Annotated in this window: 17 protein-coding genes; 7 read left to right on the top strand and 10 right to left on the bottom strand. The window is 70.6% G+C overall.

All coding sequences use genetic code 11. The features are described 5' to 3' along the window. Window positions 1-22: 22 nt before the first annotated feature. Window positions 23-508, top strand: coding sequence for a helix-turn-helix domain-containing protein (locus QE412_RS05200; protein ID WP_307480929.1), 486 nt, complete (start codon window positions 23-25; stop codon window positions 506-508). Between the two features lie 72 nt (window positions 509-580). Here the strand turns inward: QE412_RS05200 and QE412_RS05205 are convergent, their stop codons facing one another. The 3 genes from QE412_RS05205 to QE412_RS05215 form a co-directional block, all read right to left on the bottom strand. Further along, on the bottom strand, window positions 581-796 hold the full coding sequence (locus QE412_RS05205; protein ID WP_307480930.1) for an SCO4848 family membrane protein: 216 nt from the start codon (window positions 794-796) through the stop codon (window positions 581-583). A gap of 23 nt (window positions 797-819) precedes the next feature. Next, a complete protein-coding gene (locus QE412_RS05210; RefSeq protein WP_307480932.1) occupies window positions 820-1,161 on the bottom strand; it encodes a TraR/DksA family transcriptional regulator in 342 nt (113 codons plus the stop codon). Between the two features lie 214 nt (window positions 1,162-1,375). Then, window positions 1,376-2,236: an NAD(P)H-binding protein gene (locus QE412_RS05215; RefSeq protein WP_307480934.1), complete on the bottom strand. Its 861-nt coding sequence runs from the start codon at window positions 2,234-2,236 to the stop codon at window positions 1,376-1,378. A 93-nt stretch (window positions 2,237-2,329) separates the two neighbouring features. Here QE412_RS05215 and QE412_RS05220 point away from each other — a divergent pair, with 93 nt between their 5' ends. The 3 genes from QE412_RS05220 (at window position 2,330) to QE412_RS05230 (ending at window position 4,532) form a co-directional block, all read left to right on the top strand. Further along, on the top strand, window positions 2,330-2,698 hold the full coding sequence (locus QE412_RS05220; protein WP_307480936.1) for a winged helix-turn-helix transcriptional regulator: 369 nt from the start codon (window positions 2,330-2,332) through the stop codon (window positions 2,696-2,698). A 27-nt stretch (window positions 2,699-2,725) separates the two neighbouring features. Continuing rightward, entirely contained in the window at window positions 2,726-3,757 is a 1,032-nt protein-coding gene (locus QE412_RS05225; protein ID WP_307480938.1) for an FUSC family protein, read from the top strand. A 121-nt stretch (window positions 3,758-3,878) separates the two neighbouring features. Next, window positions 3,879-4,532, top strand: coding sequence for an LON peptidase substrate-binding domain-containing protein (locus QE412_RS05230; RefSeq protein WP_307480940.1), 654 nt, complete (start codon window positions 3,879-3,881; stop codon window positions 4,530-4,532). 15 nt (window positions 4,533-4,547) lie between these two features. Here QE412_RS05230 and QE412_RS05235 read toward each other — a convergent pair whose 3' ends face one another. The 5 genes from QE412_RS05235 to QE412_RS05255 all read right to left on the bottom strand — a co-directional run bounded on the left by QE412_RS05235 (window position 4,548) and on the right by QE412_RS05255 (window position 7,322). Then, a complete protein-coding gene (locus QE412_RS05235; protein ID WP_307480943.1) occupies window positions 4,548-5,213 on the bottom strand; it encodes an SDR family oxidoreductase in 666 nt (221 codons plus the stop codon). Between the two features lies 1 nt (window position 5,214). Then, complete coding sequence (locus QE412_RS05240; RefSeq protein WP_307480945.1) at window positions 5,215-5,598, bottom strand: PPOX class F420-dependent oxidoreductase; 384 nt, start codon at window positions 5,596-5,598, stop codon at window positions 5,215-5,217. Between the two features lie 72 nt (window positions 5,599-5,670). Further along, complete coding sequence (locus tag QE412_RS05245) at window positions 5,671-6,069, bottom strand: YchJ family protein (protein ID WP_307480947.1); 399 nt, start codon at window positions 6,067-6,069, stop codon at window positions 5,671-5,673. Window positions 6,070-6,102: 33 nt separating this feature from the next. Further along, a complete protein-coding gene (locus tag QE412_RS05250) occupies window positions 6,103-6,648 on the bottom strand; it encodes a phosphoribosyltransferase family protein (RefSeq protein ID WP_307480949.1) in 546 nt (181 codons plus the stop codon). 161 nt (window positions 6,649-6,809) lie between these two features. Next, window positions 6,810-7,322, bottom strand: coding sequence for a hypothetical protein (locus tag QE412_RS05255; RefSeq protein ID WP_307480951.1), 513 nt, complete (start codon window positions 7,320-7,322; stop codon window positions 6,810-6,812). A 100-nt stretch (window positions 7,323-7,422) separates the two neighbouring features. Between QE412_RS05255 and QE412_RS05260 the strand changes: the two genes are divergently transcribed. Then, a complete protein-coding gene (locus QE412_RS05260) occupies window positions 7,423-8,343 on the top strand; it encodes a 5'-3' exonuclease (RefSeq protein WP_307480952.1) in 921 nt (306 codons plus the stop codon). 2 nt (window positions 8,344-8,345) lie between these two features. On the opposite strand, the gene QE412_RS05265 is transcribed toward QE412_RS05260, so the two are convergent. Both QE412_RS05265 and trpD read right to left on the bottom strand, forming a co-directional pair. Next, window positions 8,346-9,338 carry a PHP domain-containing protein gene (locus QE412_RS05265; protein WP_307480954.1) on the bottom strand — a complete coding sequence of 331 codons (993 nt, stop codon included), beginning with the start codon at window positions 9,336-9,338 and terminating at the stop codon, window positions 8,346-8,348. A 6-nt stretch (window positions 9,339-9,344) separates the two neighbouring features. Next, window positions 9,345-10,406, bottom strand: a complete 1,062-nt coding sequence (trpD, locus tag QE412_RS05270; protein ID WP_307480956.1) for an anthranilate phosphoribosyltransferase — start codon at window positions 10,404-10,406, stop codon at window positions 9,345-9,347. Window positions 10,407-10,529: 123 nt separating this feature from the next. Between trpD and ctaE the strand changes: the two genes are divergently transcribed. Then, entirely contained in the window at window positions 10,530-11,210 is a 681-nt protein-coding gene (gene ctaE / locus QE412_RS05275; protein ID WP_444875325.1) for an aa3-type cytochrome oxidase subunit III, read from the top strand. A gap of 16 nt (window positions 11,211-11,226) precedes the next feature. Then, entirely contained in the window at window positions 11,227-12,039 is an 813-nt protein-coding gene (gene qcrC / locus QE412_RS05280; RefSeq protein WP_307480960.1) for a cytochrome bc1 complex diheme cytochrome c subunit, read from the top strand. Window positions 12,040-12,045 lie beyond the last annotated feature (6 nt).

A 12,045-nucleotide genomic window follows, 5' to 3' on the forward strand; every position in this document is an offset into this window, starting at 1 on the left:
CGGACAGGCCTTTCTTCGCTCCGTGCTGGAGTTCCACGACATCGTGGATGCGGCCGACGCTCCGCACAGCGAGCTGACGCGCCGACTGGCCGGCGAGCTCGTGGTCAGCCGGCTCCTGCTGGCCGTGGACAGCTCGATCACGCAGTCGCTCGGCGGCTGGGGCGCCAGCGCACCTCCCGCGGGGAGCGAGCAGACCTACCGGCGATTCGTCGCCGCAGCCGAGCAGTCCCCCATCGAGAGCCTGACCCCGCTCGATCTCGCTCGAACCTTGTCGATGCCGCTGCGCACGCTGCAGGAACACGTGCACCGCGCGTCAGGGGCGACGCCCTCCGTCCTGCTGCGCGAGATGCGCTACCGCCGCGCGCACGGCATGCTGCGGACCTCTGACGCCACGCGCACGACGGTCACCGCCGTGGCCGAGGCGTGCGGCTTCGGCCACCTCGGCCGTTTCGCCGGCGAGTACAAGCTGCGCTTCGGCGAGGCGCCCGCCGAGACCCTCCGGCGCTGAACGCACCCGGGATCCGGTAAGAGGCCCCGGGTGCGAGACACGTGCCGGGACCGCCCGCGGCGACCGACCCCGTCAGCCGACGAGCGCCGCGATCGCCGCGACGACCGACGCGACCGCGAGCACGAGCGCCAGACCGATGAGCACCGCGTGCACGATGAGGAACGGCGTGGCCGTGCCCTGCGCGTTCCGGGCCCGCGGGTCCTTCGCGACCCGCACGAAGAACCGCGGCCAGACCACGACGTTGAAGACGGCATTGGCGAAGAGCAGGGCGATCAGAACGGGTTCCATGCTCCGAGCCTAAGACGCCGTCGTCATACCGCGCAGACGATGCAGCGCCGCGCGAACGGGCGCGCCTCGAGGCGGGCGTCGCCGATCGGTGCACCGCAGTTCTCGCACACTCCGAAGGTTCCGGATGCCACGCGCTCGCGCGCCGCGAGGATCTCGGCGCGCTCCGCCTCGGCGCCGCGCCGCAGCGCGTCGACCTGCGCCCACTCCCCCGACAGGGTCGAGCCCTCGGGGTCGTGCTCGTCGTCGGCGGTGGCGTCGGCCCGATCGTGGCGGAGGCTGTCCTCGTCGTCGCGCAGCCGGGCGAGGCGGCGGTCGACCTCGCGCGCGCGTTCATCGAGCATGCGCCCCGCCGTCACGGCATCCATGCTCCGACGCTAGCGCTCACCATCGACATCGGCGCTGCGACAGGAGCGGGGCAGGAGCGAGCTGCACCCCCATGGGACCGCGCCGCCCTCGTGTTCCGGCCCTGTCGGTCGCAGGTCTCGTGGGCACGTGGACGCTCAAGGCCCTCTTTCCCGCTGGTCCTGGCGATGCGTGGGCCCGCGGGTGAGGCGCCGGCATCTCACCCGCGGGCCGGTTTCAGCGCGCGGCGAGACCCGTGCGCAGCCCGTCGATGAGCGGGGTCGTCGGGCGCCCGATGATGCGCGCGAGGGTGCCATCGGTCTGCGACAGCGCGCCGCGGGCGATCGCGTCGTCGATGCCGGCGACGAACGCCGCGGTGCCGGCGTCGAGTCCGGCCGCCTGGAGTCCGGCGGCGAGCTGCTCGATCGTCACGGCGGTGTAGACCACCGGTCGCCCCAGAAGCTCAGAGGCCGTCGCGGCGAGCTCGTCGTACGTCCACGCCGCGTCTCCGCCCAGCTCGAGCGTGCGCCCGGCGAGATCGTCGGTCGTGAGCGCCACGGCGGCGGCCGCGGCGTAGTCGGCACGACTGGCGCTGGCGACGCGGGCATCGCCGACGGCGGCGACGATCTCGCCCGTGTCGGCCGCGCGGGCGACGGCATCGAGGTAGTTCTCGGTGTACCAGTTGTTGCGCAGGATCGTGGCATCCAGTCCCGCGGCGGCGATGGCCTCCTCGGTGGCCTTGTGGTCGGCGCCGAGAGCGTAGTCGACCTCGTCGACGCGAGGAGCGCTGGTGTAGACAAGACGCTCGACCCCGGCGTCGGCGGCCGCGGCGATGACGCTGCGGTGCCCGCTGACGCGGTCGGCGTCGGTGCCCGAGATGAGCAGCACCCGGGTGATGCCCGAGAACGCCGCAGGAAGCGTGTCGGGGCGGGCATAGTCGAGCTCGACGACGCCGATCCCGCGGGCGGCGAGGTCGTCGGCCTTCGCGAGCGTGCGAACGCCGGCGACGATGTCGGATGCCGCGACGCCGCGCTCGAGGAGGGCGTCGACGACGAGGCGGCCGAGGTGGCCCGTGGCGGCGGTGACGAGGAGGGTCATGGGTGTGTCCTTTCGATCGGTACGTGAACCCGAACGCGCCGCGGTGGTGCACATTCCGAAATGCAGGTACCCACTTTCTGGTTAGGTACTCACATGAGCGTCAGTCTTGCGGATCTCCGCACAGAGAATCCCGGCATCTTCGCGGACGGTTGCCCGACGCGGACGGTGCTCGACCACGTCATGGGCAAGTGGGGCGTGCTCGTGCTGATGGCCCTGTCCGACGGCACGCAGCGATGGGGCGTGCTGCGGCGCAATGTCTCGGGCATCAGCGAGAAGATGCTGGCCAGCACCCTCAAGACGCTCGAGGCGGACGGCCTCGTCGCCCGCACCGCGTATCCCGAGGTGCCGCCCCGGGTGGAGTACTCCCTGACGGAGCAGGGCGGCGACCTGATGTCGCGTGTGATCCCGCTCATGGAGTGGGTCGCCGCGAACGCCGACGACATCGTTTCGCGACGGCGCTGACGCGAAGGGCGCGCCTACGCTGGTTCCATGCGCCAGAGCCTGACCTTCCGCGCACCGCGCCGCATCCCCCTCCTGCAGGTCGCGAAGTCGGCGATCGCCATCGTCGCGGCCTGGCTCGTGGCCGGGTGGCTCGTGCAGGGCCCGCCGCCCATCTTCGCCGCCATCGCCGCACTGCTCGTCGTGCAGCCGAGCATCAACCAATCCTTCACACGGGCGCTCGAGCGCAGCGTCGGGGTGATCGTGGGCGTCGTGATCGCCGCGCTGTTGGGCCTGGCCTTCGGTTCGCAGCCGTGGGTGGCCCTGCTGTCGGCGGGCGTCGCACTGGTGGTGGCCTGGGCGGCGCGCATCTCCCCCGGGGCGACGAATCAGATCGCGATCAGCGCCCTGCTCGTTCTCGCCCTGGGCACGGCGACACCGAACTACGCCCTCGACCGGGTTCTCGAAACCCTCATCGGCGCGGCGATCGGCATCGTCGTCAATGCTCTGCTCGTTCCGCCCGTGCTGGTGCCGGCGGCCCGCACGAAGGTCGAGGTCCTCGGTCGTGAGCTCGCCGCGGCCCTCGAGCGCTTGGCCGGCGCTCTCGAAACGCCCCAGACGCCGGGCTCGCTCGAGGGCCTGCTGCTCGAGGCGCGCCTGCTCCGCCCGGTGCGCGACGCAGCAGACGACGCGATCCGCGACGGCGAGGACTCCCTCGCCTTGAACCCGCGCAGTGGACGACACCGCACCGACCTCGCGGCCATGAGCGGTCTGCTCCAGCGTTTCACCCCCGTCGTCACGCAGACGATCGGCATGACCCGCGCCGTCTACGACGGGTACGAGGAGACGATCGCCGACGAGCCCGCCGTCCGCGCGATCGCCGAGCAGTTGCACCGTGCGGCCCACGACGTGCGCTTGTCGTTCGCGCTCGACGCCGGGCCCGAACGCGTCGTCACCGAGGAGCCCGCGCTCACGCGCCCGCTGCAGATCCAGACGCCGTCGCCCGCGCACTGGGTGCTCGTCGGCTCGTTGCTGATGGACCTGCACCGCGTGCACGAGACGCTCCGCGACGACGAGGTCTGACGCGGCGGGTCGGCCCGCCGCGCGCCCGGTTCCCCGCGACCTCGACCTCGACGGCTCGGCGGAACCGTATCGATGCCGCAGCGACGGCCCCGACGCGCATACACGCTGCTTGACTGGACCCATGGGTACCGCGATGTTCCCCCTGGGCGCCGTCCTCTTCCCGCACACGCCGCTGGCGCTACGCATCTTCGAGGAGCGCTACCTCGTCATGCTGGGGCGGCTGTTGGAGGAGACCGACCCGGCCTTCGGGGTCGTGCTGATCGAGCGGGGTACCGAGACCGGCGGCGGCGACCAGCGCTTCGCCCTGGGCACGATGGCGCAGCTCAGCCACGTGATTCCGCAGGCGGGTCAGCTCCAGGTCGTCGCGCGCGGGACGGAGCGCTTCGAGATCGTGGAATGGCTCGACGACGCTCCATATCCGCACGCCGATGTGCGCCCTCTGCCCGACCTGGAGTGGAACGACGCCCTCACGCCCCTGCTCGACGAGGCCGAGAGGATCGTCCGCCGCGTGCTGGCCCGGGCTCGGCAGTTCGGTGGAACGCGGTGGGACCCGGAGGTCGAGCTATCGGAGGAGCGCTTGGCGCGCGCCTGGCAGGTCGCCGCGATCGCCCCGCTGGGCGAACTCGATCAGATGGAGCTGCTGCGCTCCGCGACGGTGGGAGGCCTTCTGCGCGCGACGATCGACCTCACGCTCGCCGCTGAACCCCTGCTGGCCGACCCGGTGCCCGACGGGGTGATCGTCGTCGACGACGAGAGCCCCGACGACGGGCTCTAAGACGCGCCGACCCGCTCAGCCCTCGGCTCGGCTGGCGCCGTCGACCACGGCCTCGGCGATCAGCGTGTCGCCCGCGCCGAACCGGATGAAGCGCCCGATGGTCGCGGGCTGCACCAGCACCGCGGCGGCCACTGCAGCGACATCGGCGCGACCGACCTCGGCCTTTCCCTGCGGGGCGGTGGTGATGCGCCCGGTCGCAGATTCGTCCGTCAGCGTTCCGGGGCCGAGGATGGTCCAGTCGAGGTCGCTCGCACGCAGGTGGTCGTCGGCGGCGAGCTTCGCATCGGCGTAGGCGAAGAACGCGTCGTCGGGGTCGACGCCATGGTCAGGGGTCGACCCGATCCACGACACCATGACGAAGCGCCGCACACCCGCCTGCGACGCGGCATCCACGGCCCGCTGGGCGGCATCGCGATCGACCGCGTACGTGCGGTCGGCGTCTCCGCCGCCGGCGCCCGCCGACCACACGATGGCATCGGCACCCGCGAACGCCTCGGCCATCGCCTCGACACCGGCCGCGGCCACGTCGAGCACCAACGGCGTGCCGCCCGCCCGCTCGATGTCGCCCGCCTGGTCGGGGTTGCGGATGACCGACGTGGCCTCATCGCCCCGGTCGGCGAGCAGGCCCGCCAGGTGCAGCGCCACCTTGCCGTGGCCCCCGATGATCACGATGCGCTGCACGTCACTGCCCTCCGACCTTCTCGATCGACATGTGCAGGATCACGCGATCGGCGCGGTCAGCCGGGGCCTCTTGCCGCGGGTTCCCGTATCGCTGGCCGAGGCGCACGTAGAACGCGCCCTCGGGGTCGGGAACCGCCGCGACCAGGCGGCCGCGCACCTCGATGTAGCGGTACGGGTGCTCCGGGTCGAACACCATGAGACTCATCGACGGATTGCGCTGGAGGTTGCGGTACTTCTGCCGGGTCACGGTGTGGGTGAAGAGCAGGTGCTCCCCGTCGAACTCGAACCACATGGGGTTCACCTGCACCGTGCCGTCGGGTCGGACGGTGCCGAGGCTGCCGTAGTTCGGGTTCTCGAGCAGATCGCGCTGGGCGTCGGGGATCATGGGGGTCCTTCCACGGGGTTCACCCCAGACGTTACGCCGGGGCGCCGACATCGGCGACCCGGGTTGACGTCCTCAGCCCACGTCGCCGTCGACGTACACCCACCGCCCGCCGCGCCGCACGAATCGGCTGTGCTCGCGGAGCACCCCGTCGTCGCCGCGCGCGGTCCACGCCGCACGGAACGTCACCGTCGCGGCATCGCCCTCCTCGTGCGCCTCCTCGACGACGAGTCCGCGCCACCGGGTGCCGTCATCGGCGGCGACGTCGTCGGGGCGGGTACGCGGATGCCACGACCGCACCAGGTGGCGCACGTCGCCCACGACGAACGCGGTGTAGCGCGAGCGCATCAGCCGCTCGGCGCTGGGCGCGGGCACCCCGTCGAGGAGCGGCCCGCAGCACGTCCCGAACGTCCCCGCCCCGCACGGGCAGGGCGCGCCCGCCGCGGGACGAGTGGATGCCGAGCCGAAAGACATCCCGCCAGCCTAAACGCGCTCACCCCGCCTGCGTCAGCGGAGGTCGCGGACGTGCAGAAGGGATCGCACGCGAAGCGCACGGCGCAGGTCCGGTCGGTCGAAGGCGTCGACCACGACCGCGGCGCCGACCCACCGCGCGCCGCTCATCTCGACCAGGGCGTGACACGCCGCGGTCTGCGCCCCGGTGTCGATCCAGTCGTCGACGAACAGCGCCCTGTCACCCGCCCGGAGCATCGAGCGACGCAGGCCCATACGAAGATGCCGGTCGCGGTAGTCCGGCCCGCTCGACACCTCCCACCACCGGTCGCTGTCGGCCAGCGGTTCGCCATCCTTCCGTACCTCCGCGAGACCGACGCCCAGCTCCCGCGCCACCAGGGCGCCGAGCAGACTCCCCCTCGACTCCGGGCCGACGACGACGTTCACCTGCTCGCCGTCGAACAGACCGGCCAACGATCGTCCGATCCGTTCGACGACCAGGGGGTCTCGCCACCAGCCGGTCACGTCGGCCTGGAAACCGCGGTCGGTGCGGTCACCCACCCAGCGAAACGTGGAACGAAGCCTCTCCCGCACGATATCCATGCGCGGATTATGCCCGGCGCAGCCATCGCCCCGACGCACGGCCAGACGTGCGGGCCCGTCCCTGTGGCGCCCGCACGTGTCAGGATGACTCCCGTGACCGACCGCCTCATGCTCCTCGACACCGCGTCGTTGTACTTCCGCGCGGACGTCGCGACGACGGTTTAGCTATCCCACGCCACGAGGAGCGCTCGCACCGTCGCCTCGTACTGCGTGCGGTCGAAGTGCAGCGTGAACACGGGCACCCGTTGCTCGGCGTCGAAGGGTTCATCGCCACTCTGGTATCCGATGTTCCTCCACTCGACCGTCGTGTCCATCACCCGGACGTCGGCGCTCACACCGCCACAGTCGAGACCCCCGCACCCCGGGCAGAACAGCAACCCGACACGACCGTCGGCATACCGCACCCACGGATCCATATCGGAAGCGTCCTCACCGAGGAGCGCGCGAAGACTTGCAGCGGTGACCCCGTCGGCGGGAAAACCTTCGGTCAAGAACGTGATGTCCTCGCACGTTCGACCATTGGAGAATGCCAGCCGATCGCGAAGCGGCTGGCCGTCAATCGTCCAATCGATGAACCTGAGCGGCTCGCAGGCAGTCGCGTCGACCCGCCTGCGGAGAAGTCCCCGGATCTTCACGTCCCATTGCGGATGCTCCGCCCAGCGCACGCCGAGCACCGCGAGAGGGGCGGCTTCGGCAGACATGGGGCCGAGCATACTGGCGGCGGGAAAACGAGCGCCCTCGGCCGATCTGCCACGTCCTCACTACTCTGAGCTCATGGCATCCTGTCCCGAGAAGTTGCTTTTGCTCGACACCGCGTCGCTGTACTTCCGCGCGTTCTACGGCGTGCCAGACAAGGTCAAAGCGGCGGACGGCACCTCGGTGAATGCCGTGCGCGGCCTGCTCGACATGATCGCCAAGCTCGTCACGACATACGAGCCGACCCGGCTCGTCGCCTGCTGGGACGACGATTGGCGGCCGGCCTGGCGCGTCGCCCTGCTGCCGAGCTACAAGGCGCACCGCGTCGTCGAAGCGGTCGCCGCCGGCACCGACGTCGAGGAGGTGCCCGACCCCCTCGAGGCGCAGATCCCCCTCATCCGACGCGCCCTCGCCGTGCTCGGCATCCCCGTCGTGGGGGCGGCCGAGCACGAGGCCGACGACGTCATCGGCACCCTCGCGACCCGCGCCGACGCCCCGGTCGACATCGTGACGGGCGACCGCGACCTCTTCCAGCTCGTCGACGACGAGCGGGGGGTCCGGATCGTCTATACCGCGCGGGGCATGAGCAACCTCGAGGTCGTCGACGACGCCGCGGTGGTGTCGAAGTACGGCGTGCATGCCGCCCAGTACGCGGATTTCGCCGTCCTGCGCGGCGATCCCTCCGACGGCTTGCCCGGCGTTGCCGGCATCGGCGAGAAGTCGGCCGCGGCGCTCCTCGCCGCGCACGGCACGCTCGACGGCATCCAGGCCGCGGTCGCCGCCGGAACGGCCGGCACTGCCGCGCAGCGCGCGAAGATCGCCGCGGCGACCGACTATCTCGGGGTCGCTCCCACCGTCGTCCGGGTCGCCCGCGACCTCACCCTCGAGCCGTTCGACGATCGCATCGGTTCGATCGACGACGACGCCGCACGAGCCCTCGCCGAGCAGTGGAACCTGGGCTCGTCGATGACACGTGCCCTGGCGGCGCTCGCCCGCTGACCTCAGCGTGAACGGGCGAGCCAGTCGCGCAGCCTCTCGAGCGGCCAGGTCGTGACGATGCGGTCGACGGGCACGCCCGCAGCCTGCGCCCGGGCGGCACCGTAGTCGAGCAGCGAGAGCTGGCCCGGCGCGTGCGCGTCGGAATCGATCGAGAACAGACACCCCGCCTCGACCGCCGCCGCGAGCAGATCGTCGGGCGGATCCTGCCGCTCGGGCCGCGAGTTGATCTCGACGGCAACTCCCGACGCGGCGCACGCCGCGAAGACCGCTTCGGCGTCGAACTGCGACGGCGGCCGCGTTCCGCGGGCTCCCTCCACCAATCGCCCCGTGACGTGCCCGAGCACGTCGACGCGCGGATCCCCCGCCGCCGCCACCAGCCGCCGGGTCATCGGGCCGTTCTCCATCCGCAGCTTCGAATGAGCGGATGCCACGACCACATCGAGCTCGCGCAGCAACGCGTCTTCCTGGTCGAGTCCGCCCTCGTCGAGGATGTCGACCTCGATGCCCGTCAGCAGCGTGAAGCCGTCACCGCGATGGGTGCGCACGATGTCCATCTGCGCCCGCAGACGCTCCGGTGACAGCCCATTCGCAACGGTCAGCCGCGGGGAATGATCCGTCAGCGCGAGATACTCGTGGCCCAGGGCTCGCGCGGCATCGACCATCGCCTCGATCGGCGTGAGTCCGTCCGACCACTCGCTGTGACTGTGCAGATCGCCACGCAGGCGCGCCCGCACCTCCGCCCCGCCCACCGGCGCATTCTCCGCCCGCAGCGCGGCGAGGCGCTCGGGGACCCCTCCCGCCAGTGCCTGCTGGATGACGGCGAACGTCGACTCCCCGATCCCCGCCCGCCGGCGTAGAGCCGGCTCACGCAACTCGTCGTCGTCGAGACCCTCGATGGCTTTCGCCGCCGTGCGGAACGCCTTCGATTTGTACCGCGACGACCGTTCCCGCTCGAGCAGATAGGCGATCTCGGTGAGCGCGTCGAGCGGGTGCATCGCCGGCTACTCCGCCAGCGCCTTCGTCGTGTCGACCCAGTCGTGGAGCTTCGCGAGAGCCCGGCCGTCGTCGACTGCGGCGGCGGCGTCGGCGAGAGCCTCGGCGAGGCGCTCGAGAATCGGACGCTGCACCTGAGCGGCATCTCGGAACAGCCGGTACGACACCAGGCCGGCAGCGGCGTTCAGAAGCACGATGTCGCGCACCGGACCGGTCTCTCCCCCCAGAACGCGCCGCACCACCTCCGCGTTGTGGTCCGGAGTGCCGCCCAGCAGATCGTCGATGTCCGCGAGGGGGATGCCGAGATCACGCGGATCCAGATCGTGCTCGTGCACGTCGCCGCGGCTGATCTCCCACAGACGGCTGTGGCCGGTGGTGGTGAGTTCGTCGAGGCCGTCGTCGCCGCGGAAGACGAGCGCGGTCGCTCCGCGGGTGCGGAAGACGCCCGTGATGAGGGGCACCCTGTCGAGGTGCGCCACGCCGACGGCGTTGGCCTCGGCACGCGCCGGGTTGCACAGCGGTCCGAGGAAGTTGAACACCGTCGGCACACCCAGCTCGGCGCGCGTCGGCGCCGCGTGGCGGAACCCGGGATGAAACGCCGAGGCGAAGGCGAAGGTGATGCCCGTGCGCGACAGGGTCTCGGCAACCGCCTCGGGAGAGAGCGTGAGCGCCACCCCCAGCGAGGACAGCACGTCGGACGAACCGGATGCCGAGCTGGCGGCGCGGTTGCCGTGCTTGACCACGGGCACTCCGGATGCCGCAGCCACCACGGCTGCCATCGTCGAGACGTTGACGGTGCCATAGCGGTCGCCGCCCGTGCCGACGATGTCGAGCACCTCGGCCCGCACCGGTAGCGAGACCGCCGCCTCGAGGATCGCGTCGCGGAAGCCGACGATCTCTTCGACGGTCTCGCCCTTCGCCCGCAGCGCGACGAGGAAGCCGGCCAGCTGCGACGGCGTCGCCTCGCCGGCCATGACCTTGCGCATCGCCCAGGTCGACTCCGACACGCTGAGGTCGTCGCCGGCCAGCAGCGAGGACAGCAGATCGGGCCAGGTGAAACGTTCCGCCATGCCATGATCCTTCCACACGTGAGTCGGCGACCGCGCACCGGGGCTCCCTCGCAGAACCCCGGTCGTACCGGGGATTCCTTGCGGATTCTGAGGCTCCCCTAAGTCTCGACGATGGAATATCCCATGCCGGGGATGCGAATATCGACCGCCGGGATCGCGCATAATGGAACTGTGACGACCTCAGCGACGTATTCCCAGGCCGTGCGTGCCGTGAAGCGGCCCGACCCGGTCGCCGTGGGCACCATCGTGTGGCTGGGCAGCGAGGTCATGTTCTTCGCCGGCCTGTTCGCGATCTACTTCACTCTCCGCAGCACCTCCGCGCCCCTCTGGGCCGAAGAGACTCAGCTGCTCAACGTCCCCTTCGCGACCGTCAACACGATCATCCTCGTGCTGTCCTCGGTCACGTGCCAGATGGGCGTCTTCGCGGCGGAGCGGTACCAGCCGTACCGCACCGGGAAGGCCACCGGCATCCTGAAGTGGGGAATGGTGGAGTGGTTCTACCTCACCTTCATCCTCGGCGCGGTCTTCGTGTCGGGTCAGGTGTGGGAGTACGCGACGCTGGTCGCCGAAGGCATGCCCATCAGCGCCAACCCCTACGCCTCGGCCTTCTACCTCACCACCGGCTTCCACGCCTTGCACGTGACGGGTGGCCTCATCGCCTTCCTGCTCGTGATCGGCCGCGCGTACGCCGTGAAGAACTTCGGCCGCAAAGAGATGACCACCTCGATCGTCGTGTCCTACTACTGGCACTTCGTCGACGTCGTCTGGATCGCCCTGTTCTTCGTCATCTACTTCCTCAAGTAAGAGAGCTGCACCCCACATGGCACGCGAGAAGAAGACTCGTCGGGCGTCCGGACGCCGTAGTCCCCTGGCCGCCGCCGCGCTGATCGGCATCGGACTCCTCCTCACGGGGGGCGTCTACGCCGGTGCATCGGCCGCGATGGCCGCGACCACCACCACGCCCACCAGCGAGGCCAACTCCGCCACGGCGGTCGAAGAGGGTGAGAAGCTCTTCCAGGCCAACTGTGCGACTTGCCACGGTCTCGACCTGCAGGGCAGCCAGCAGGGTCCCTCGCTGTTCGGCGTGGGCGAGCTGTCGGTGCACTTCCAGGTGTCGACCGGCCGCATGCCGCTGCAGGCACAGGGCCCGCAGGCGCCGCAGAAGCCGGTGCAGTTCACCGACGAGCAGATCAATGCGATCGCCGCCTACGTACAGTCGTCGGCCCCCGGCCCGACCTACCCGTCGGCAGAGCTGACCGACGGTGAGGGCGACCTGTCGCACGGTGCGGAGCTCTTCCGCATCAACTGCGCCATGTGCCACAACGTCGCCGGCGCCGGTGGCGCCCTGACCGAGGGCAAGTGGGCCCCCGACCTGCACACCGTCACCCCGGTCAACATGTACGCGGCCATGGTCACCGGCCCGCAGAACATGCCGGTCTTCAACGACCTGAACCTGACGCCCGAAGACAAGCGCGACGTCATTTCGTACTTGATGTACCTGCAGAAGTCCGAGTCCCCCGGTGGATACGCACTCGGGTCGCTCGGTCCGGTCTCCGAGGGACTGTTCATCTGGATCTTCGGTATCGGGGCGCTCATCGCTCTGACCGTGTGGATCACGGCCAAGTCCAACTGAGCGTCG

It is taken from the genome of Microbacterium trichothecenolyticum (assembly GCF_030818955.1).
In the GTDB taxonomy this organism is placed as follows: Bacteria; Actinomycetota; Actinomycetes; order Actinomycetales; family Microbacteriaceae; genus Microbacterium; species Microbacterium trichothecenolyticum_B.

Bases quoted from the DNA above. Each gene is read 5' to 3' on its own strand.
- QE412_RS05205 (WP_307480930.1), bottom strand. From the start codon at position 796: ATGGAACCCGTTCTGATCGCCCTGCTCTTCGCCAATGCCGTCTTCAAC.
- QE412_RS05210 (WP_307480932.1), bottom strand. From the start codon at position 1,161: ATGGATGCCGTGACGGCGGGGCGCATGCTCGATGAACGCGCGCGCGAG.
- QE412_RS05215 (WP_307480934.1), bottom strand. From the start codon at position 2,236: ATGACCCTCCTCGTCACCGCCGCCACGGGCCACCTCGGCCGCCTCGTC.
- QE412_RS05220 (WP_307480936.1), top strand. From the start codon at position 2,330: ATGAGCGTCAGTCTTGCGGATCTCCGCACAGAGAATCCCGGCATCTTC.
- QE412_RS05225 (WP_307480938.1), top strand. From the start codon at position 2,726: ATGCGCCAGAGCCTGACCTTCCGCGCACCGCGCCGCATCCCCCTCCTG.
- QE412_RS05230 (WP_307480940.1), top strand. From the start codon at position 3,879: ATGGGTACCGCGATGTTCCCCCTGGGCGCCGTCCTCTTCCCGCACACG.
- QE412_RS05240 (WP_307480945.1), bottom strand. From the start codon at position 5,598: ATGATCCCCGACGCCCAGCGCGATCTGCTCGAGAACCCGAACTACGGC.
- QE412_RS05245 (WP_307480947.1), bottom strand. From the start codon at position 6,069: ATGTCTTTCGGCTCGGCATCCACTCGTCCCGCGGCGGGCGCGCCCTGC.
- QE412_RS05250 (WP_307480949.1), bottom strand. From the start codon at position 6,648: ATGGATATCGTGCGGGAGAGGCTTCGTTCCACGTTTCGCTGGGTGGGT.
- QE412_RS05260 (WP_307480952.1), top strand. From the start codon at position 7,423: ATGGCATCCTGTCCCGAGAAGTTGCTTTTGCTCGACACCGCGTCGCTG.
- QE412_RS05265 (WP_307480954.1), bottom strand. From the start codon at position 9,338: ATGCACCCGCTCGACGCGCTCACCGAGATCGCCTATCTGCTCGAGCGG.
- trpD (WP_307480956.1), bottom strand. From the start codon at position 10,406: ATGGCGGAACGTTTCACCTGGCCCGATCTGCTGTCCTCGCTGCTGGCC.
- ctaE (WP_444875325.1), top strand. From the start codon at position 10,530: ATGCCGGGGATGCGAATATCGACCGCCGGGATCGCGCATAATGGAACT.
- qcrC (WP_307480960.1), top strand. From the start codon at position 11,227: ATGGCACGCGAGAAGAAGACTCGTCGGGCGTCCGGACGCCGTAGTCCC.